The 21574-nt window shown below is 69.4% G+C and carries 17 protein-coding genes; 9 read left to right on the forward strand and 8 right to left on the reverse strand.

Annotated elements, in window-relative coordinates; all coding sequences use genetic code 11:
- Positions 1–107: 107 nt before the first annotated feature.
- From ENC19_RS04615 to ENC19_RS04625, 3 genes are all read right to left on the reverse strand, one after another.
- Positions 108–1550 (reverse strand): ricin-type beta-trefoil lectin domain protein, encoded by a 1443-nt coding sequence (locus ENC19_RS04615; protein ID WP_164445832.1) that lies wholly within the window; start codon positions 1548–1550, stop codon positions 108–110.
- Positions 1551–1593: 43 nt separating this feature from the next.
- Positions 1594–3018: an endo-1,4-beta-xylanase gene (locus ENC19_RS04620; RefSeq protein WP_164445833.1), complete on the reverse strand. Its 1425-nt coding sequence runs from the start codon at positions 3016–3018 to the stop codon at positions 1594–1596.
- A gap of 425 nt (positions 3019–3443) precedes the next feature.
- Complete coding sequence (locus ENC19_RS04625) at positions 3444–4064, reverse strand: DUF4760 domain-containing protein (RefSeq protein ID WP_164445834.1); 621 nt, start codon at positions 4062–4064, stop codon at positions 3444–3446.
- Between the two features lie 137 nt (positions 4065–4201).
- Here ENC19_RS04625 and ENC19_RS04630 point away from each other — a divergent pair, with 137 nt between their 5' ends.
- Complete coding sequence (locus ENC19_RS04630) at positions 4202–5440, forward strand: PQQ-dependent sugar dehydrogenase (protein ID WP_164445835.1); 1239 nt, start codon at positions 4202–4204, stop codon at positions 5438–5440.
- 83 nt (positions 5441–5523) lie between these two features.
- On the opposite strand, the gene ENC19_RS04635 is transcribed toward ENC19_RS04630, so the two are convergent.
- The 4 genes from ENC19_RS04635 to ENC19_RS04650 are packed head-to-tail and all read right to left on the reverse strand — an operon-like array spanning position 5524 to position 9762.
- Complete coding sequence (locus tag ENC19_RS04635) at positions 5524–6486, reverse strand: aldo/keto reductase (protein WP_164445836.1); 963 nt, start codon at positions 6484–6486, stop codon at positions 5524–5526.
- Between the two features lie 51 nt (positions 6487–6537).
- On the reverse strand, positions 6538–7686 hold the full coding sequence (locus tag ENC19_RS04640; RefSeq protein ID WP_164445837.1) for a glycosyltransferase family 4 protein: 1149 nt from the start codon (positions 7684–7686) through the stop codon (positions 6538–6540).
- A gap of 26 nt (positions 7687–7712) precedes the next feature.
- Positions 7713–8702, reverse strand: a complete 990-nt coding sequence (locus ENC19_RS04645) for a UbiA prenyltransferase family protein (protein ID WP_164445838.1) — start codon at positions 8700–8702, stop codon at positions 7713–7715.
- Positions 8703–8730: 28 nt separating this feature from the next.
- Complete coding sequence (locus ENC19_RS04650) at positions 8731–9762, reverse strand: NAD-dependent epimerase/dehydratase family protein (protein ID WP_216592613.1); 1032 nt, start codon at positions 9760–9762, stop codon at positions 8731–8733.
- 410 nt (positions 9763–10172) lie between these two features.
- Between ENC19_RS04650 and ENC19_RS04655 the strand changes: the two genes are divergently transcribed.
- The 8 genes from ENC19_RS04655 to ENC19_RS04690 all read left to right on the forward strand — a co-directional run bounded on the left by ENC19_RS04655 (position 10173) and on the right by ENC19_RS04690 (position 19704).
- Complete coding sequence (locus tag ENC19_RS04655; RefSeq protein ID WP_164445840.1) at positions 10173–11375, forward strand: endonuclease/exonuclease/phosphatase family protein; 1203 nt, start codon at positions 10173–10175, stop codon at positions 11373–11375.
- A 225-nt stretch (positions 11376–11600) separates the two neighbouring features.
- Entirely contained in the window at positions 11601–12602 is a 1002-nt protein-coding gene (locus ENC19_RS04660) for a glycosyltransferase family 2 protein (RefSeq protein WP_164445841.1), read from the forward strand.
- 39 nt (positions 12603–12641) lie between these two features.
- The gene (locus tag ENC19_RS04665; RefSeq protein ID WP_164445842.1) at positions 12642–14516 is read left to right on the forward strand and encodes an AfsR/SARP family transcriptional regulator; all 1875 of its coding nucleotides are present in this window, start codon (positions 12642–12644) and stop codon (positions 14514–14516) included.
- 41 nt (positions 14517–14557) lie between these two features.
- Positions 14558–15673, forward strand: coding sequence for a lysylphosphatidylglycerol synthase transmembrane domain-containing protein (locus ENC19_RS04670; RefSeq protein ID WP_164445843.1), 1116 nt, complete (start codon positions 14558–14560; stop codon positions 15671–15673).
- Between the two features lie 55 nt (positions 15674–15728).
- Complete coding sequence (locus tag ENC19_RS04675) at positions 15729–16862, forward strand: glycosyltransferase family 4 protein (protein WP_164445844.1); 1134 nt, start codon at positions 15729–15731, stop codon at positions 16860–16862.
- Positions 16863–16894: 32 nt separating this feature from the next.
- Positions 16895–17908, forward strand: coding sequence for a glycosyltransferase family 2 protein (locus ENC19_RS04680; RefSeq protein WP_164445845.1), 1014 nt, complete (start codon positions 16895–16897; stop codon positions 17906–17908).
- A 42-nt stretch (positions 17909–17950) separates the two neighbouring features.
- Positions 17951–18889 (forward strand): oxidoreductase, encoded by a 939-nt coding sequence (locus tag ENC19_RS04685; RefSeq protein ID WP_164445846.1) that lies wholly within the window; start codon positions 17951–17953, stop codon positions 18887–18889.
- Between the two features lie 287 nt (positions 18890–19176).
- Entirely contained in the window at positions 19177–19704 is a 528-nt protein-coding gene (locus tag ENC19_RS04690; protein WP_164445847.1) for a hypothetical protein, read from the forward strand.
- Positions 19705–19798: 94 nt separating this feature from the next.
- On the opposite strand, the gene ENC19_RS04695 is transcribed toward ENC19_RS04690, so the two are convergent.
- Positions 19799–21574, reverse strand: coding sequence for an ABC transporter ATP-binding protein (locus ENC19_RS04695; RefSeq protein WP_164445848.1), 1776 nt, complete (start codon positions 21572–21574; stop codon positions 19799–19801).

Raw genomic sequence — 21574 nt, forward strand, 5'->3', positions numbered from 1 at the left:
AGGCGAGGCGCCTCTGCGCGTGACAGCCGGACCGTCCCGGAAGCCATTGACCTACCGCGCCGCCAAGTCGGTACGGACGGCACGGACCGTTGCTGATGAATGCCGGGTCAGGCGTTCTGCACCTGCCACTTCTGGTTGTCGCCGCCCCAGCAGGCCCAGAGCTGGACCTTGGCCGTGGTGGTGTTCACGTCCAGGCAGAGGCCGGACTGCGCGCCGCGGATCGTGCCGTCGCTACCGACCGTCCACCGCTGGTTGTCGCCGCCGTTGCACGCGTACGTGCCGACGACGGTGCCGTTCGTGGTCCCCCGGTTGTACGCGTCGAGACACCGTTGGCCGGCAAGCGCGGTGAGCTGGCCACCGGCCGTCACGGTCCACCGCTGGGCGGCGGTGTCGTTGCAGGCGTACACCTGGACCTGGACGTTGGCGGTGGTGGCGCCGGGGATGTCCAGGCACTGCCCGGTGCCGACGTTCCGCAGCCGGCTCACCCGGTCCGGTGTGCCGCCGTCGGTCAGGCCCCAGGCGTACCGGAGACGGTCGAGTCCACTGGCGTTGGGGGTGCTCAGGGTCAGGTTGGTGCCGGTGCCGTGCAGTTTCTGCATGGCGTACCAGTCGTCGCCCTGACCGGCGGTGACCTTGCCGCCCAGGCCCGGCCAGTAGATCGAGCCGATCCGCAGTTCCCGCAGCACATCGGTGGTGGCGCGGAAGTAGCGCACGAAGTTGTCGGTGCTGGTGGTGTCGTGGTAGTTGAGCCCGGTGTCCATCGGCGCACCGAACTCGTCCATGACGGTACGGGCGGCGCAGGAGCCGATCGCGTCCCGCAGGAACGTCACCCACTGGTCGTAGGTCTTCGCGCCGCTGAAGAAGGTGTAGTGGTGCAGCGACACGATCGTCCCGTCGAGCCGACGGTCGGCGCACATCGACTTGATGTCGGTGTTCAGGCCGGCGCCGCTGACGAAGACCCGGTGGCGGGGGATCGACGGACGGGCGGTGAGCCAGTTGTTGACCACGTTGGCCCAGTCCGCGGCGCTGTGCCCGCCCGGCTCGTTCATCGGCTCGAAGTACACCAGGTCGTTGCTGCCGTACCTGGCGACCACGGTGTTCCACATGGTGTCGAAGGCGGTGGTGTTGACGATCCGTCCCCCACTGGCGGCCACGCCGTCGTCCCAGTAGGAGAGTACGACCCGGAGACCCTTCGCGGTGGCCGCGTCGATCGCGCCGGTGTACGCGTTCCACCAGCTCGTACCGACGGTGTAGGTGTTGATCGGCAGCCGGACCGTGTTGGCGCCCAGGTTGGTCTGGAAGCCGGTGTAGATCGCGTTGGCCTTGGCCACCACCGTCGCGTAGCTGTCGGAGCTGCTCAGCCCGTGCAGGACCAACGGTCCGCCGTGGAAGTTGTCGCCCAACCTGGCCCAGTTGACACCACGGAACTGGCTGGTGTCGGCGGCTGCCGGTGCGGCACCGCCGAGCACGACAGTCGGCACCGCGACGAGAGCGGCCAGGGCGCAGGCGAGCATCCGGCTCAACGAGCGATTCGAGCGGGATCTGACCATCGTCGTTCCCTTCTGTACGGTACCGACTGTCGTGCTCATCAGCTCAGGCCCGGTTCCAGCGCTGGTTGGCGCCGCCGTGGCAGCCCCACACGATGACCGCGGAGCCGTTGGCGGTGGCGGCGCCGTTGACGTCCAGGCAGAGCCCGGTCTGCGCGTTGCTGATCGTGGCGTTGCTGTTGACGTTCCACTGCTGGTTCGCCCCACCGTGGCAGTCGTAGATCTGCACCCGGGTGCCGGCGGCGGCGTTGTTCGGCACGTCCAGGCACTTGCCCATCACCTGCAACGCCCGCCCGTTCTGGGTGAACTGCTGGTTGGCGTTGCTGTGGCAGTCCCAGATGATCATCTGTGCGCCGTTCGCCGAACTCGCGCCGTTGACGTCCAGGCACCGGCCGGACCCTTCGTTGCGGAACCTGTTGCCGGTCGGAGCCGGGGTGCTGCCGCCGTTGAGGGCGTCGAGGACCGCCGTGTACGCGGGCTTCTTGTTGCCGGCGCAGTCGAACAGCAGGGCGTTGTCGCTGCCGCGCCAGGAGTCACAGTCCCGTACGCCCCACACGGTGATGCCGGTGCAGCGCGAGATCGCCAGGCAGGCGCGGGTGACGGTGGCGTAGATGTTGGCCTGGTTGCCGCCCTGGGTGACGTCCAGTTCGGTGATCTCCACGTCCACGCCGAGGTCGGCGAAGCGTTGCAGGTTGGCCTGGTAGTCACCGGCGATCGTGGTGCCCAGGTGGGACTGGAAGCCGACGCAGTCGATCGGTACGCCGCGCTGCTTGAAGTCGCGCACCATGTTGTAGATACCGGTCGACTTCGCGTTGATGCCGTCGGTGTTGTAGTCGTTGTAGCAGAGCTTGGCGCCCGGGTCGGCCGCGCGGGCGGCGCGGAACGCGGCCTCGATCCAGTCGTTGCCGGTGCGTTGCAGGTTCGAGTCCCGCCGCGCGCCGCTGCCGCCGTCGGCGAACGCCTCGTTCACCACGTCCCACGAGTAGATCTGCCCCCGGAAGTGGCTGGCCACCTGGGTGACGTGGTTGATGGCGGCGTTGCGCAGGTCACCGCCGGACAGGCCCTGCGCCCAGCCGGGCTGCTGGGCGTGCCACAGCAGGGTGTGCCCGCGCACCTTCATCCCCCGCGAGCGGGCGTGGTTGACGATGCGGTCGCCGGCGCTGAAGTTGAACACGCCCCGCTGCGGCTCGGTCGCGTCCCACTTCATCTCGTTCTCGGCGACCAGGCTGTTGAACTCGCGGTTCAGCACCGTCATGTACGTGTTGTCGTTGAACTTGTACGTGCCGACGGCGGCGCCGAAGTAGCGCCCCTTCTCTGCCGCCGAGGTGCCCAACGTGGTGCCCGCGTTTGCGACACCGCTGGGCACCAGGACCGTGCCGGCCATCAGCAAGCCGACCGCCAGCGTGCGGATCGTCGCCGTGCCCGACCACCGTCGTCGCGGAGAACCGCTCGGATGTACGAGATTCCTCATCTGTCTCAGCACCTTCCAGAGTCGCGTCACTTCGACGAGTTAGCGCTAACATCGCCCGGCGACTCAGGTGCCCATCGGTGCAGACCACAGGAGACGAGAGAACGCTACACATCGATGGCAGTGAGATTGCCACAAAGTTACGGGGTGCTCAAGAAGTTCCGCTCAACGACCAGAAAAAGACCAGGTAAGACGAGTCCACTGCATCGGCCGGACAGCCCGACCCCAACGCTGCCGATCGATGGGGTTAGCGGGTCAGAGATCCATGGCGGCGAGCCACGTCGGTCACGCCACCACCGTCCCGCGCAATGTGCACGTGAACATCAGTCACTCTGATCCACCATATGGGCGAGCAGGCGGCGGCCGACGACCGGCCAGCGGTGCGCGGCGGCGCGCCGGCCGCCCCGGGTCAGGAGGCGCGGTGGCCGTCAAACGGAGCCCGCGGAACCGACGCCGCGTTCACCGACTGAATCAGCGGCCGGCGCCTGCGCAGCCGCGTGATCCGCCCCGGTCACCAGGCCCAGGCTGGCCGGGTAGCTGCCGAACCGGCGTAGGCCCAGCTTGCGCACCGCGACCGACCACGGCCTCTCGGTGGCCAGCACCACGAGATGCTCGAAGTTGGCCAGATACGACTCGCCGCGCGCCGCCCGCTCGGCGAGGATGTACGGCTCCAGCACGCTCCATGCCTCCCGGGCGCGGTACCCACCCGTGCCGATCAGCAACGCCGGGTCGACGACGTCGAAGGCCAGCATCTGACCCAGGCCGTTGTAGTACAACGCGATCCGGTTCACGTGCTTACGAGCCTCGGGCGGCAGGTCGCTGACCCGCAGACCGGGCGGACAGCTCGCCCTCAGCTCGGTGAGCACGAACTGCTGACTGTCCAGGAAGACGTCGCTCATCCGATCCCGGGTGAGCAGCTCGATCGCGACCAGAGTGTGGTTCGCACCCTGCGACAGCCGCAGTTGCCGGAGCGCGAAGAACACCGAGACACCGACGGTGATCACCGAGACCGCGGCCACGACCGCGTTCGTCACGATCGCAACATCCATGCCGGTCATCGTACGAAGACCACTCCACCGGGCCGCCGATCCCGCGCCTCAGGTTTATTCATTGACAATTGTTGATGTAGTGTTGGGCACGCTCCCAGCCTGCGTACTCCATACCACCTGCTCAAGGAGCTGAGAACATGTCGCGACGGCGTTGGCGCCCGGCACCCACACTGGCCGGGCTGCTCGTCCTGGTCCTCTCCGCGCTGCTGTCGGCGTCGGCCGCCGGCACCGCCACGGCCGGCGCTCCGCGCCCCGGCAAGGTGCCCCTCACCGAGCTGACCGTGGTAGCCGAACAGGTGGCCTTCGGGCTGCAACGCCCGATCGCGCTCACCGGGCTGCCGGACGGGCGGATGCTGATCGCGGAGAAGAACGGCACCGTCCGCGCCTACCACCCCGACACCGGCCTGGCGGCCGAGCCGGTGCTCGACCTGACCGCCCGGGTCGACACGTCGGGCAACGAGCGCGGCCTGCTCGGCATCACCCCCGCGCCGGACTTCGCACGGACCGGGATGCTCTACGTGGCCTACACCAGCCTCCCGGACGGTGCGCTGACCCTGGCGCGACTGCCGATCAGCGCTCCCGCGCGGCTACAGGTGCTGCTCACCCAGGAACACGCCGAGTACAACAACCACAACGGTGGACAGGTCGCGTTCGGCCGCGACGGCTACCTCTACTGGTCCCTCGGCGACGGCGGACACGCGAACGACCCGTACAAGGCCGGTCAGGACCTCGGCACCCTGCTCGGCAAGATCGTGCGGATCGACGTCAACCGCAGCTGCGGCGCGAAGCCCTACTGCGTACCCCGGGACAACCCGTTCGTCCGCACGCCGGGCGCACGGCCGGAGATCTGGCTGTACGGGCTGCGCAACCCGTGGCGGTTCTCGGTCGACAAGCTCGACAACTCACTGTGGATCGGTGACGTCGGCCAGGGCCTGGTCGAGGAGATCAACCACATCCGCCCGTGGCAGGGTGGCGCGAACCTCGGCTGGTCCTGCCGCGAGGGCACCCCGGTGTTCGACCCGGAGCAGTGCCGACCAGGCGTGAAGTACACCGACCCGGTCTTCGAGTACGAGCACTACATGACCGAGAGCTGCTCGGTGACCGGCGGCGTGGTGTACCGAGGCTCCGCCACCCCGGAAGCTTGGGGCACCTACATCGCCAGCGACTACTGCTCGACCCTCGCCTTCGCCGTACGCCCCAAACCCTGGGGTGGCTACGAGAGCGCCATCATCGGCAACTTCCCCATCCAGCCGACCGCGATCGACGCCGACGTGCACGGCGAGCTGTACGCGCTCAGCGACCTGCCGGGCTGGCTGAGCCGGATACGGTTCGAGCGCGTCCAACCGGCCCCGAGCAGCGAGCCAGCGAACCGCTGAACCTGGGCGAGGGCCGGCGGACACCCGCAGATCGTCGTCTGTGCCGCCGGCCTGTCCAGCCCGCTGGCCGGCTCGCCGTTCGCTCAGCTCCGCAGGTCGAGCAGGGCCTTCCGTTCGACCTCGGTCAGCGGGCCACGGGCCTCGGCGGCGAGGCACTCCGCCAACTCGGTGCGGTTCTTGACGCCGAGCACCACGGTCGCCACACCGGGGACGCTCAGGGCGTACCGGTGGGCCAACGAGGCGGGCGACTCACCGAACTCGGCGGCGAGCGCGCGGAACCGCTCCGCCCGGGCGAAGTCGACCGCGACCGGGGCGTCGTCCGCCACGGACCGGTCGATCTCGCCGGTGAGCGCTCCCGCCGCCACGGCACGGATGGCGATCACCGAGACGCCGTCGGCGACCGCGGCTCGGCGGATCTCGTCGTTGCGAGGCTCGGCCGACTCGCCGAGCAGCCACATGTCGCCACTCAGGTCAAGGGCGTTCACCACCGCCTGGACCGCATCCGGGCGCGGCTGCTGGTGCATGGCGTCGATCACGGTCTGCGGGTGGCCGACACCGGTCAACCCCCAGGCCCGGATCTTGCCCTCGTCGCGCAGCCGTTCGAAGGTGGGCACCACCTGGTCTCGGTACAGTTCCCAGCCGAGTGTCCGGGGAGTGGGACCGGTCCAGCCCTGCGGGTGCAGTTGAGAGTGGAGCAGGAAGAGATCCAGCTGCTCGCGGCCGAGACGCTCCAGGGTGGCGTGCAGGCTGCTGATCATCTTCGCCGGAAGATCCCCGCCGTCCTGCTCGGGCAGCTCGATCTTGCTGGTGACCAGGACGTCCGCGGCCGGAATGCCGCGCAGCGCGGCACCGGCGACGTTCTCGGCCGCGTAGCCGTCACCGTAGGTCGGGGCCAGGTCGAGCATCGTGACGCCACCGTCGACGGCCGCCCGCACGGTCGCCACCGCCTCGGCGTGGTCGGTTGCCCCCCACACACCGCCGATCCCGCCGCCGCCCAGGGTGAGCGCGCTGACCGTGCCGAGACGACCGAAATTCCTGCTGTGCATCTGCACCTCCGTGACGGAACGTGGCTGCCATTCTACTGATCGGAACGCCGCTCACATCAATGCGCCGGCCCGCGCCCCGTGGACCCGGAACAGCGCCGCGTACCGGTCCAGACATCCGTCCACACCGAACTCCTCCAAGGCCCGCTTGGCCCCCTCGCGTCGGGTGTCGGCGTCCCAGCTGAGCACGTCCAGCAGCGCCACCCGTAGTCCGGCCGGGTCCCGCGGCTGGACGACCCTGCCCATCCCGGTCGCCAGGACCGGATACCGGCCGCCGGGCAGATCGGTGGTGACCGACGGGATACCGCACATCATCGCCTCGGCCTGCGCGATGCCGAAGGACTCGGCGACGGAGGGCAGGGCGAAGGCGTCGATGGAGGCGTAGAAATCGTTGATCTGCCGGCCACGGAGCAGCCCGAGAATCCGGATCCTGGGATCCCGTTCGGCGGCCGCCCGGATCCGGTCGATCACGCTTCCGCCCGCGACGGTCAGATAGTCGCCGCCGAGCAGCAGCCGCGCCTCGGGATCCGGGATCTCGGCGAATGCGGCCACCAGGTAGTCCAGACCCTTGTCCGGCACGATCCGGCCGAGGAAGCCGATGTGCGGGCCGGCGGTCTCCCGGTATGCCGCCTCCCCACCGCGCCGGTCGAGACAGGGTGCCGGAATCGCGGACCGCTGGCTGGACCGCAGGATCGACCAGAGCTCCGAGTACCGCGCCTGGTCGTCGCTGTTGACGACGACGGCGTCCGAGCGGCGCAGCGTCACCCGCGACGACACCCGCACCGCGGCCATCGCCGCCCGGGTCACCAGGGTGGGCGGCAGCCAGAGGTCGATGTGGTAGGTGGTCACCACCGGCACCCGCAGCGGCAGGGCAGTGATCAACGCTCCCTCCAGCATGGGCAGATGCAGGTTGACCACCCGCGAACGTCGGGCAACCCGGCGCACCAGGGCCGGGAAGCCGGGACTGACCGGGCCACGGCCGATCGAGGCGACCACCGGGCTGCGGTAGACGTCGACGCCGTTGCGGCTCTCCCGCAGCGGAAGCGTCGGGTCGTGCCGGACGGCGACCACCGCCACCCGCCAGCCCCGCCCGGCAAGGCCCTCGGCGAGCACCCGGGCCACCTCGGTCAGCCCGCTGACGTAGGGCGAGTAGTAGTTGACCGCGACGCAGAGGTCGTACTCGTGGGAGTCTTTGCTGCTCACGCTCTTCTCCAAGGGGTGTCGATCGGTTACCAGACGTGCCAGGTGCCGGCCAGCATCGCCTGCGCCAGCACCGCGGCCCAGAGGCCGAGATTGACCAGCAGCGCGCGGTCCCGGACGAGGTCCTCGACCGGATCGCCGCGGGAGCCGCCCATGGCGATCATCTGCAGATAGCGGTGTACCGCGAACGCGGCGAACGGAAAGGTCAGCCCGGCGGTGACCGGCCCGTACGGCGGGGTCTGGGTCCAGACGAAGGCGACGTAGCCGATCAGCGCCGCCACCAGGTTCACCACCACCATCTGGTCCAGGAAGTGCACCGAGTACGCGCGCAGCGCCGGCCGGTGCTCGCCGGCCTCACCGCCCGCGGCCGACAGGGCGGCGAGTTCGTGGCGTCGCTTGCCGAGGGAGAGCGCGAGGCACGCGCAGTAGACCCCGATCAGCAGCGCCGGATGGACGGCCGCGCCGACGGCGATGGTGCCGGCGAGCACCCGCAGGACGAATCCGATGGAGACGACCGACACGTCGACCAGGGGCTGGTGCTTGAGTGCCAGGCAGTACCAGAGGTTGAGGGCGAGATAGCCGGCGACGACCACGCCGGTCAGGGCGGGTAGCAGGGTGGCCAGGGCGGCGGTGCCGGTGAGCAGGCCGACGAGGAGGATGACCGCGGCGGTCGTACTCACCCGCCCGCTGGCCAGTGGACGGTTTCGTTTGACCGGGTGTAGGCGGTCGCGTTCCCGGTCCCTCAGGTCGTTGAAGACGTACACGGCTGAGGCGGCGGCCAGGAAACTCAGCAGCGTGCCGAGCAGCGGCACGATATGGGTCACCGTGGCGCCGGGGGCCGCGACGAGCGGCGCCGCCAGCACCAGACTGCCCTTGACCCACTGGCGGGGTCGCAGCAGGACGAACAGTCCGGTGACGCGGGCCAGTGGTTTCAGTGCCTGCACGGCGACGGCCGGGTCGACGGAGACCACGGGCAGGTCCGGCGTGGTGGGGGTCGGTGCTTCCAGGGCGTGATTCATGGCGGACCTCTCCTTGCTCCGTGGAGTGTCAGAACAGCGCCTTCGCCAGGCTCAGGGCGCCCTGCTTCCAGGGGTCGCGGTGCGTACGTCCGGCGCTGCGCCGCGCCCCGGCGGCGTTCGCCCGCCACCACTGGTACGTCTTCAACAGCGCCTGTTCGTTGCTGAACCGCGGGTTGAACCCGAGCCGCTGCGTCGCTCGGTCGATCGAGACGTACGAGTCCCGGGTGAGCTTGTGCACGAGTCGCTTGTAGACCGGGGAGAGGCGCGTCGCGGCGAGGACCCGCAGCGCGGTGACGGCGGGCCCCACCGGCATGGCCAGGACCCGCCGGCCGTGGCCGGCGGCGTCCAGGACGGCCTGGAAGTCCTCCCGTAGAGTGCGGAACTCGCGCGCGCCGATGTTGAACGTGTCGTTGGCCTTGTCGTCGGGCGCCTCGCAGATCAGCTGGATCGCCGCGCAGAGGTCCTCGACGTCGAGCATCTGGGTGGCGACGTCGCCGCCGCCGATCAGCGGGAAGTGCCGGCCCTCGTCGGCCCACTCGAAGAGCATGGCGAACAGACCAAGACGCTCCTCGCCGAGGAAGGTCTTGGGCCGCACGATCGGGGCGCAGAGGCCCTGTTCGCGCTCACGTAGCACGGCGGTCTCGGCGCCGAGCTTCGCCGCCGAGTAGGGGTCCACCGGTTCGCACGGGTAGTCCTCCGGCGTGGGGCAGTCCCGGGGCAGCCCGTAGACGGCGGTCGACGAGATGTGCACGAACCGGTCCACACCGGCCCGCCGCGCCGCAGCCAACGCCGCCCCGGTGCCCTCCACGTCCACCGATCGGATCTCCGCCGCCCGGTGGCTGGGCAACGCGGCGGCGGAGTGGATGACCACGTCCGCGCAGCGGAAGGCGCGGGTCATCGCCTCGACGTCCCGGACGTCGGCCCGGACGAAGCTCGCCCGCTCTCGTACCCGGGGCGCGAGTGGACGGATGTCCACTCCGGTCCAGGTCACTCCCGGCCAGGGGCGCGCCAACAGCGCGGTGCCCAACATGCCGGCGGCTCCGGTCACCACAACGTGCACTTCCACCTCCCGTTTCGAAGAAATGCCGCGCTCTCGACGGCAGTGTCACGACTGCGCAGCGGCGACGTTTCCGGCATTCACCGTCATTGGATATTTACCGACCGACCATCCATCGGTCACCGTTACCGACCAATCGGGCCGGTCCGCCAAATGCCCGGCAAGTCGCATACCCGACTGACCAGCCGCGCCGCGCCGACGCCGGCTCCGTACGAGCGTCGATAGGCTGCGCGTGCTCCATCCGGCGGCTCCGTCCTCGGTGGTGAATCCGGTATTAGCACTCGTGACGCTAGTGAGTGACGATTGCCCCCTCCTTGGTGTCCGGGACAAGCTTCGAGCAAGGTGCCGATCGATACCTTTTTCCCGGCCGGTACCGACCTCGGCGGGAACCGGAGCCACGTAAAGGAGTTGCGATGACGGAAGCGGCGGCAAGAACGACCGCAATAATGGACGAAAAGGATCCGGAGCTGTCGCCGGGGCCTTCCGGCCGGTCCCGGCGGGCCCGCTGGGGGGTACGCCTCGCGGCCGTGGCCTGCGTGGGCTGGCTGGTCGTCGTCGTGCTGCACCATTTGCTCAGCGCCCGGACGTACGTGTGGGGACCGGTGGACCTGTTGCCGCCGATCGTCTGGGCGGCGGTCCCGGTGGTGCTGCTACCCGTCGCCTGGCTGGCGCGACCGATGCGCAGGCGGCTGGTCGGGGCGGCGCTGCTCGCCCTCGTGCTCGGCGTCGGCTACAGCGGGATCAACTTCGCGACGGTGTTCCACACCCCGCCGCCGGCGCCCGCCGACGCCGTCAAGGTGGTGACCTGGAACACCGAGTACTGGGACCAGGACCGGCGCAACGGCGGGGAGCAGCGCACCACCACGGCGCAGTTCTACGACTTCCTGCGGGAGATGGACGCCGACGTCTACATGCTGCACGAGTACGCCAACGTCGACGACTCGCTGGTCGACATCTTCGCGCAGGCGTACGAGATCGACCAGACGGCGCAGTTGAAGGCCGCGTTCCCCGGCTACACGATCGTCCGCGAGGGGCGCAACGTCACGCTCACCCGGCTGCCGGTGGTCGGGCATGCGTGGCTCGACTCGCAGCCGTACCTGCCGGACGACCTGAAGCCGGTGCCGCCGGCCCTCGTCGACCGGCCACTCTTCTACACGTCACAGGCGCTGCGTACCGACATCCGGGTCAACGGCCAGGTCGTGTCGTTCTACAACTCGCACATCTTCCAGCCGCCCGTCCGGATCCTGCTGCTGCGCAGCGACGATGACCGCAACATGTTTGAGATCGACCGGTTCAACTTCGAAATTCGGCAGGCCAGCTATCAGGCCATCGCCGCCGACCTGGAAAAGAATCCGAACCGGGCGGTGATGGCCGGTGACCTGAACACGTCACCGTCGATGAATCTCCTCGACATGGTCTCCGACCGGCTGGTCGACCAGAGCAAGGCGCTCTCCTCGCTCTACCCGGTCACCTGGCCGGTGGGCGACAAGCCGCGAATGTGGCGTATCGATTGGCTCTTCACCACTCCGGACATCAAGGTACACAGTTACGAGCTGACCCTCCCCAAGGGCCTGTCCGATCACAAGGCTCAGCAGTTCGTCATCTCGGCACCCTGACGAGATGAGCGTCACATTGGCGCGAAACACGCGGTGGCGGGGCATCCCGAGCATTTAACCAGCATGAAACCGATCGACAGTTGTCTACCGATGTCGATCAGGCACTAAGGTGGTCGACGGGTCTTCTCGACGACGAGAAACCGACGAGTAGGTGCGTCGTCCACCTCCCAGCGCAGCCGAATTCCTGCCCGAGGAGCATCAATGAAGCCCGCCCACACGCCACTGGTGTCAGTGGTAATCCCCTGTCACAACAGCCGGAAGACCATCGCCCTGAGCGTGCTCTCGGCATTGCACCAGACCCACCCGTCGATCGAGGTCATCGTCGTCGACGATGCCAGCACCGACGACACACCGGAGATCGTCAAGAAACTTGGTTGCACGCTCATCGAACTGACCGACAACGTCGGTGCCGGCCCCGCCCGCAACCGCGGCATAGCCGCAAGCAGCGGCGACATCCTCTTCTTCCTCGACTCCGATGTGGCCCTCGCCCCCGACGCGGTCGCCAACGCCGTCAAGATCTTCGAGGAGAACCCTTCCTACGGTGCCGTCTGGGGCGTCTACGGCGACCGCCCCCTGGTCGACGACGGAGTGGTGGAGTGGGTGCAGGTGCTCTACGGCCACTACCGCGCCACCCGCAAGCTCGGGCCGGCCCGGACCGGCCACTTCGCCAGCGGGGCCGTACCCCGCCGGGTCATCGACGACATCGGGGCGTTCGACGAGCGGCTGCTCGGCCAGTACGCCAACGAGGACCACGAGTTCAGCCTCCGGATCGCGGAGCACTACCCGGTCACCCGCACCCTGTCCGTGGTCGGTTACCACGACGACGACGACCAGCTGTCCTCGATCCTGCGGAAGCTCTATCGGCGCGCCGGCTCACTGGTTCCCCTGGTCCTCAAGCAACGCGAGCTGAAGCCCGAGCGGGAGGCCACGCACCGGCCCGCCGAGGTCGCGGCCGCCTTCCTGGCCACCACCAGCCTCCCCCTGGTGCTGGTCTCCCCCTACCTGGCGGCCGTTCCGGTCGCCTTCCTGACGTGGTTCATCGGCGTCGACCTCCCCCTGCTGAACTACGTCCGACGCACCGCGGGCTGGCGGATGGTCCCGCCGAGCGCGCTACTCAGTTTTCTGTACAGTCTCGCGATTTCCGCGGGCGCGTTGAGTGGTGGCCTGCGCTACGTGCTCGACGCGCGCTTCCGACAGAGGTACCGGACGCCAGCCGGCGTCCACTAGCACACCGGCCGGCGTCAGCCGTGATGACGGGGAGAGCATGTGAGGATCCGACTACTGGGGCCCATCGAGGTGGAATCGGCGGACGGCCCGCTGGATGTGGGGCCACGTCAGCGTCGCGCAGTCCTGGCGGCCCTGGCCGTGGACGCCGGCACACCGGTGTCGATCGACACCCTGACGGAACGGGTGTGGGGGCCGGCGGCTCCGGAGGCGCCCCGCAGCGCCCTCTACGCCCATGTCGCCCGGCTGCGTCGGGCCCTGGCACAGGCCGACGACGGCTCCGGCAGAACCATCGGCCTGGGTCGCCACGGGGACGGCTACGTGCTCGACGTCGAGCGCCAGCAGGTGGACCTGCACCGGCTGAACCGTCTCATCGACACCGGTCGCGCGGCGACGCGGATCAACGACGAGAAGCGGGTCGCCGCCCTGCGCGAGGCGATGGACCTGTGGCGGGGGGACCCATTGGCCACCCTCTCCAGTGACTGGGCCAACCGGGTGAGGCGCAGCGTGGCATCGCAGTTGATCAGCCTGGCCGGCGCCTGGGGCGCCGAGGAGCTACGTCTCGGCAGCCCGGAGGCGGTGGCCGAGCGGCTGGCCCGGATCCTCGGCTCGTACCCGCTCGCCGAACCGCTCGTGTCGCTGCAGATGCGGGCGCTCTGCGCGATGGGGCGTACCCCGGAGGCGCTGCAGTACTACGTCGACACCCGCGCGCAGGTCGTCGAGCAGTTCGGCGCCGAGCCCGGCCCCGAGCTGCGCAACCTGCACGTCGCCATACTCCGCGGCGAACTCGACGAGCCGTACCCGGGCAACGTCGGCCCGGTCACCACCCCGATCCGGCACGTGCCGCGGCAGCTACCCGCCGACATCGCCCGATTCTCCGGTCGGCACGACGATCTCGCGCCGGTCATGAACTGGCTGAAGCCCGCCAGCACAACGGACTCGGCCCCGGTCGTGTCGATCTACGGGACCGCCGGGGTCGGAAAGTCCACCCTGGCCATCCACGCCGCGCACAAGCTCACCAGCCGCTACCCGGATGGCCAGTTGTACATCGCCCTACGCGGCACCAGCGTGGACGCCGAGCCGCTGACACCGGTCGACGCACTCGCCCGGCTGCTGCGCACCCTCGGGGTCAGCATGAGCTGCGACCAGGAGCAGGTCGACGAGGCGGCGGCCCTGTTCCGCTCGGTCGTCGCCGGGCGGCGGCTGTTACTGGTCCTCGACAACGCCGTCGACGCCGCCCAGGTGCGCCCGCTGCTGCCCAGCGGCGCCGGATGCGGGACGCTGGTGACCAGCCGCCAGCCGCTGGCGGGGCTCAGCGACGTGCGCCAGCTGCGAGTCGGACCGCTCACCATCCCGGACGCCATCGCGCTGCTGAGCCACTGGGTCGGTGCGGAACGGGTCGCGGCGGAGCCGGAGGCCGCGACCGCCATCGCAGAGTGGTGCGAGTGCCTGCCGCTGGCGCTGCGCATCGTCGGTGCCCGCCTCGTGGCCCGTCCCGGTTGGCCGCTCGCCGAGCTGCGCGACCGGCTCGCCGACGAGCGCCGCCGGCTGGACAACCTCGAGTTCGACGGTGTCGGCCTGCGGGCCAGCATGGCCGGCTCCTACGATCGTCTCTCCGGCAGCCCGGACCGCTCCGAGCGCGCCATCGCCGAGGCGTTCAAGTTGCTGGGCACGTCGCCGATGACCGAACTCAGCCGGTCGACCGCCGCTCGGGTGCTCGCCCGCTCGGAGGCGCACACCGAACGCATCCTGGAGCGGCTGGTCGACGCGCAGCTGTTGGAGACCTCGACCCCGGGCAGTTACCGGATGGGGGAACTGCTGCGGCTGTACGCCCGGGAACGCTTCGCCGGGCCCGAGACGGAAATGACCGGCGAGCCGTCGGACAAGGAAGAAACAAGCGGTTCACGGTTAGCGTGAGCCACCAGCTCGATTCCTTTCCACGATCGGAGAAGGTGCGCGTGTCAACAAAAGAACTGGACGCACCGCAGGCCTTCCCGGAAATCGCCGTACCGGTGACCGCTGTGCCCCGTAAGCGTTGGCACACGGTGGCCCGCAGGGTACTCATGAGCCTGTTGCTGACGGTGACCGTGGTCTTCATCGTGCTCGCGCTGCGCGGTCAGGACTGGTCCACGGTGGCCGGCACGCTCCGCGGTCAGCGACCCGGCTTCGTCCTGACGATGACGACGCTGGCCGTCCTGGCCAACGCCGCCGGTCTGGTCGCCACGATGGTCTCCTGGCGGGCCATGCTCGCCGGCGTCGGCGAGCGGGTTCCCGCCGTGGACGCGGCCCGGATCTTCTACTTCGGACAGCTCGTCAAGTACGTGCCCGGCAAGGTGATGGGCTTCCTGGTCAGCGTCGAGATGGGCAGGGCCATCGGCGTACCGGCGGGCCGGATGAGCGCGGCCTGGCTGCTGGCCCTGGTGGTGAGCCTGCTGACCGGCGCCACCGTGGGGCTGGCCGCCGGGCCGGAGGTGTTCGGCGCGTCGTCCGGCTGGCTCCTGCTGGCCCTCCTGCCGGTGGCCGCGGTCCTGATCCGCCCCGGTCTGGTGGGTGGGGCCGCGACCCTGCTCGGCCGGCTGCGCCGCCGACCCGAGCCGTCGACGGCGATCTGCGGCACCGGCATCCGGCAGGCGGTCGTCGCCCAACTGCTGGCGTGGGTGATCGGGGGCGCCCACCTGTGGATCCTCGCCGTGGCGATGGGGGCACCGCCGCTGCGCGCGCTGCCGCTCTGCCTCGGCGCGTTCGGCCTCGGCGCGGTGGCCGGGGTGATCGCCGTGTTCGCCCCCGACGGCATCGGCGTTCGGGAGGTGGTCGTGACGGCCGCGCTCAGTGTCATCCTGCCGATTCCGGTGGCCGGTGTGGTGGCGCTGGTCAGCCGGGTGGTGGTGACACTGAGTGAACTCGCCACCGCGGGGGTCGGCCTGCTGGTGGCCGCGGCCATCATCCGGCGGCGCCCGGCGGCGGCGGTTCCCACCGTGCCCACGGTGACGGTGGCAACCGTTCCGGAGCACCCGAATGCCGGGCAACCGGTTCCCAAGAAATCGCCAAGAATATGGCCACAGGCGAACCACTAACGTGCTCAGAGGTTAGGTAATCGGCCGTAGCGATACCTCAGAGAATGCGGTACCCATGCCGGACAGGAAATACGATCTGACGCTAGCGGCCACCCACTACGAGCCGTACGTCAGTGGCTTCACGCAGACCGCACGCAGCATCGCCGAAGGAATGGCCAATCGGGGGTGGCGGGTCGCCGTCGTCACCGCCCAGCACGACCCCGACCTGCCGCTGCGGGACACCGTCGGCGGGGTGGACATCTACCGTTCCCCGGTGTTGATGAGGGCGAGCCGGGCGATCGTCGCCCCCCGCTACCCGATCCTGGCCGGTCAGCTGGCGCGCAGCTCGTCGCTGCTGCACGTCAACCTGCCGATGCCGGAGGCGGCCCTGCTGATGCCGCTGGCCCGCCGCGTACCGGTGGTGAGCGTGCTGCACAGCGACCCGCACCTGCCGGCAAGCTGGTCCGGCCGGGCCTTCGCGCGGGCCTCGGACGTCGCCTCCCGAGCGGCCATCCGCGGCTCCGCCGCTGTGGTGGCGAGCAGCCACGACCAGGCGCACGCCTCGCGGTTCTGGCCGGTCATCCGCAACCGCAACTTCACCCCCATCACGCCGCCGTGCCTGGACCGGCGGGGCGGTGAGCCCCGATACCGGGAGACCGGCGGCCTGCACGTCGGCTTCCTGGGCCGGATCGTGGCGGACAAGGGCGTCGGCTACCTGGTCCGGGCGTTCCAGCGGATCGTCGACCCCGCCGCCCGGCTGTTGATCGCGGGCAACTACCACGAGGTGGCCGGCGGCGATCTCATGGCGGTGCAGTCCGAGATCGACCGGGACAGTCGGGTACGGATCCTCGGCGAGCTGCGCGGCCGGGAGGTCAACGACTTCTACGCCTCGGTCGACGTGTTCGCGCTCCCGGCGGTCGCCAGTTCGTTCGGCACCGTACTGGCCGAGGCGATGATGAGCGGCATTCCGTCGGTGACGACCGATCTTCCCGGCAACCGGTACCCCGTGGCCGCGACCGGCTTCGGTCGGGTGGTTCCGCCCCGGGATCCACAGGCGCTGGAGCGGGCCATCTCCGAACTGGCGGCGGTGCCGCGGCATTGGAAGGAGCAGAAGGCCCGGGCGGCACGGGCGCGTTTCTCCGTGGCGGCGTCGCTGGACGCGTACGAGGTTCTCTTCACCACCCTTCGCGGACGCACCGCGGCACGGTAACACCGATGAAACAAAAGAAAGGTTGGAGCCCGATGAATGAGCAGCCACTCGTCTCCGTGATCATCCCGAACTACAACTACGCCAGCACCATCGGCGAGTGCATCAGAGCGGCGAAGAACCAGACGTACCCGGCCGTCGAGGTGATCGTGGCCGACGACGCGAGCACGGACGACTCGGTGGCGATCGCCAGGGCGCTCGACGTCACGGTGCTGCAGGTGCCGGTCAACAGCGGCGTCTCCACGGCGCGGAACCTGGGCGCCCGGCACGCCAAGGGTGAGGTGTTGTTCTTTGTGGACTCCGACGTCGCGCTCGACCCCGACGCGGTCGAGCGGGCGGTCGACCACCTGCGGGAAGAGCCGCAACTCGGCGCGATCTGCGGCATGTACCGGGCCGAGCCGATGTTTCCCGACAGCCTGGTCAAGCGCTACCGCGCCATCCAGCAGTACGTCTGGTTCTGCGAGGTCGAGGGCGCCATCCCGGGTCTGCACTCGGCGCTCTTCGCGATGAAGAAGGAGACGTTCCTGGAGGTCGGCGAGTTCAACGACCGGCTCCGCTGGACCGAGGAGCAGGACTACGGCTTCCGGCTCAACGCCCGGTACGAGGTCAAGGCCGTACCCACCATTCGGGGACGGCACGACCACGACGGTACGCTGCGGGTGATGCTGACCAAGGTGTTCAACCGCACCCGGCTCGGCGCGCCGAACTGGCTGCGGCTGAACAAGCTTCCAGGTGGCGCCGGCACCGGATATCGGGCTTTGGGCAGCGCCTTCCTGCTCGCGGCGGTGATCGCGCTGGCCTCGGCGGCGATCCTCGGCCCTTGGGCGCTCCTCGCCGCCGCGGTGCTGACCGGGATCAGCATCGGGCTCGACAAGCGCACCTACGGCTACGCCTATCGTCACCATGGAATCCTTTTTGGACTACAATTCACGGTGCTTCACCTAATGGTGACGCTCACCTCGGCGGTGGCAGCCAGCATCGGCATCCTGCAGGGACTGCTGTTCCCACGAATGACGCGGCGGCTCTACCGCGTCGAGAACCCCGCCTGACCCGCGCGCCAGCAGTAGCGGTGCCCGACCGGAAAGTTGAACATGACTCTTTCTGATCAGCCTGACGACCAGGGTTTCGGGATCGACAGCACAGCGACGGAGGTGCTCGCCGGCATCGACCTCTCCGGTAAGTTCGCCATCGTCACCGGCGGATACTCCGGCCTGGGCCTGGCGACCACCCGGGCCCTCGCCGCGGCCGGCGCCCGGGTCCTCGTTCCGGCCCGCCGTACGGACGTCGCGCGGGAGGCGGTCGCGGGGATCGCCGGCGTGGAGGTCGACGAACTCGACCTCGCCGACCTCGACAGCGTCCGGAACTTCGCCGACCGCGTCCTCGAATCGGGTCGTCCCATCGACATCCTGATCAACAACGCGGGCATCATGGCCACCCCGCTGACCCGGGTGGGTGAGGGCTGGGAGGCTCAGTTCGCGACCAACCACCTCGGGCACTTCGCCCTGGTCAACCGGCTCTGGCCGGCGCTCACCGCGGACGGCGGCGCGCGCGTCGTCGTCACCGCCTCGGGCGCCGGGGAGACGCCGCGGATCAACTGGGACGACGTGCACTTCGAGAACGGCTACGACAAGTGGGCCGCGTACAGCCAGTCGAAGTCGGCCAACATCCTCTTCGCCGCCGAACTCGACCGGCTGGGCCGGGCGGCCGGGGTACGGGCCTTCTCGGTGAACCCCGGCTACATCCTCACCCCGTTGCAGCGGCACCTCTCCAAGGAGGAGATGGTCGGCGCCGGCTGGATCGACGAGAACGGCACCGCCCTGCTGCCCGAGTTCCGGGCACCCGAGCAGGGCGCCGCGACCCAGGTCTGGGCCGCGACGTCACCGCGACTGGCGGACGCGGGCGGCGGCTACTGTCAGGCGTGCACGGTGGCCAAGACCTTCGACGGCCCCGCCGACCGCGAGGCGGCCGAGCGGCTCTGGGCGCTCTCGGCCGAGTTGACCGGCGTCGACGCGTTCGGCAAGTCCGAGTAGTCGGCGCGGCGGGCCGGTTGCCAGCCCGCCGGACGTGACATGAGGGGTGGGCCCGGCCGGCCGGGTCCACCCCCACTCGACCACACTGTTCACGAGACCCGTGTGCCACGGACTCGAACCCCGAACCACGGATCAAAAGTTGTCCTCCGTCGGCTGATGTGCGACACCCCCGTCCGCCAACTGATCTACGACAGGCCAGCGGACCCAGGCGATGAGCGGGCTGGCCCTACGATCGGCGGCGTGTCGACCGCAGGGAGCCACGGTTGTCCAGGCGCAAGGGGTCTCAGATGAGTGCGGCGGAGGTCATCGTCGTCTCGGCGGTTCTCATCGCCGCCGTGATCACGAGTGGGTTCCGCAGCGGCGAGATGCTGACCGCGCTGCTCGATCTGTTGTGTACCGAGTCGGCCTGTTCAGCGGTCGGCCTCACCTTCGCCGGCTGGGCCGTCGTGGGTGGGCCGCTCCTGCTCGCCGGCCTAATCATCCTGATCTCCGCCACGAGTGCCACAGCCCGGTACGCGATGATCGCATGTGCCGGCCTGGCCGCCGTCGGCTTCACGATCGTGTACGCGGGAGTTGGCAGGCTCCACGGCAGCTACCCCGACTTCGTACCGCTCCACGTGGGCAGTACCGCCGCCATGCTCGCGTTGATTCTGGGCGCAACGATCAGTGGCCGCCCGGCACACGGCAGCTGGGAACGACCCCGCTACTCCTCGTCGGCCCGGCTGCCGTCGGCGGCGATGCCACTGCTCGCGGTGGGTGTCTGTGAACTGCTAGCCCTCGCCGCCGTCCTGTTCTGGGTCACCGCTTTCCGCTAGGTCTGTCGCACATCAGTCGACGGAGATCTGTCGCCGATCAGTTGTCGGATCACACTACGGATCAAGAGTCTCGTTCGATGTTCGTGCCTTGCGGTCAGCGATATGCGGCCGCCTGCAGGCTGAAGAATTCGGCGTACATCCCGTTGAGCGCCAGCAGCTCGTCGTGGCTGCCGGACTCTACGATCCGCCCGTCCGACACGACCAGGATCACGTCAGCCATCCGGACGGTCGAGAACCGGTGTGACACGAAGACGGTGACTCCGCCGGTACGGATCCCCACGTCACGCGCCGCGTCGGCGTACCGGTCGAACAAGGCGTGCTCGGTCAGCGGGTCCAAGGCGGCGGCGGGTTCGTCGAGCAACAGCAGCAGCGGATCGTCGCGCATCATCGACCGGCTCAACGCGATGCGCTGCCACTGCCCGCCCGACAGTTCAGTGCCGTTGTCGTAGGACGTGCCAAGGTAGGTCTCCAGGCCGACCGGCAGCCGGCCGATCACCTCCTCCGCGTCTGCTCGCCGGGTTGCCCGCTCCACCGCGCCCGGTTCGTCGAGTCGAGGCAGGTCACCGAGGCCGATGCTGCTCCGGGCCCGCAGCTCCAGCCGGAGGTAGTCCTGGAAGCTGGCGGAGATCCGCTGGCGCCATCCCAGCGGGTCGAGCCGCCGCAGGTCGGCGCCATCTATGGTGATCTCGCCTGCGGTCGGCCGGTAGAACTGGCAGAGCAACTTGACCAGGGTGGACTTGCCGGAACCGTTGTCGCCGACGATGGCGACGATCGTGCCGGAAGGGATGCGCAGGCTGAGGCCCTGCAACACGTCGACATCGGTGCCCGGGTACCGGAACGCGACGTCACGCAGCTCGATGCCGTCGGTGAGGACGGCGGGCGGTGTCTGGTCAGCCGGCGGCCCGGGTTCCGGCGGCGTGGCATTGCGGATCCAGCTCAACCAGCCGAAGGCCCGGGCGTTGCGTTGCAGCGCCTGGGCGAGCGCGACGGCGCCGGCAGCCTGCGCGTTGGTTTGCACGGCCAGCGTGATGGCGAGGACAACGTCGCCCACGGTGCGCTCGCCGCTGATAGCGGCGCGAACGACCAGGACGATGGAGCCGATGTACCCGAGCGCGAAGATCAGCTGACCGGTGAACCGCAGGGCTGCGCCGACGCATTCAGCTCGGCGCAGTCGGCTGTCCACCTCGCGGCGGACCATCCCATGGCGGCGGCGGAGCTCTCCGCCGAGCCCGAAGAGCCGAATCTCCTTGGCGGCTGTCGAGCTGAGGGCCAGCTCGAACAGGTGCCAGCTCATGCGGGCCGACTCGGCGGTCACGAGTTCGGCACGTTCCAGCCGCTTCTCGGCCAGCCGCCCGGCGATCAGCGGAGGGACACCGAAGATCGGCAGCAGGAGCAGCCAAGGCTCGATGCGGGCGAGGAGCACGGCGGTCAGGGTGATCTGGGTGAGTAGCACCCCGATCGTCAGGACGGTCTGCACGCTCTGACTCAACGTCCACGACTGCTGTCGGAGCAGCTCGAAGCGATCCGCGGCGTCGCGCCGCTCGTGCAGCGCCAGCCCGACCGGTCCGTGCGCCAGGTCGCCGAGCTGACGTTCGGTGTCCTGCTTGTGCAGATCACCGAGTTCGAAGAAGAAGATGTGGGCGAAGTGCTCCATGGTCAAGCTGAGCAGGACACTCACGGCGGCGGCCGCCGCCGTCCAGACCGCGACATCGGTCCGCCCGTCGAGGGCCGCGTCGACCGCCACACCCAGAAAAAGCGCCAGCAGGGGTCCACTCACGGCACCGAGCATCATCAACAGGGCGGCGGTGATCAGCCTCCCCGGGCTGAGCCGCCACGCCGAGGCCAGCGTCGCGCCGACACTGCGCAGCAT

The sequence above is a fragment of the Verrucosispora sioxanthis genome (genome assembly GCF_010560025.1).
Lineage (GTDB): Bacteria > Actinomycetota > Actinomycetes > Mycobacteriales > Micromonosporaceae > Micromonospora > Micromonospora palythoicola.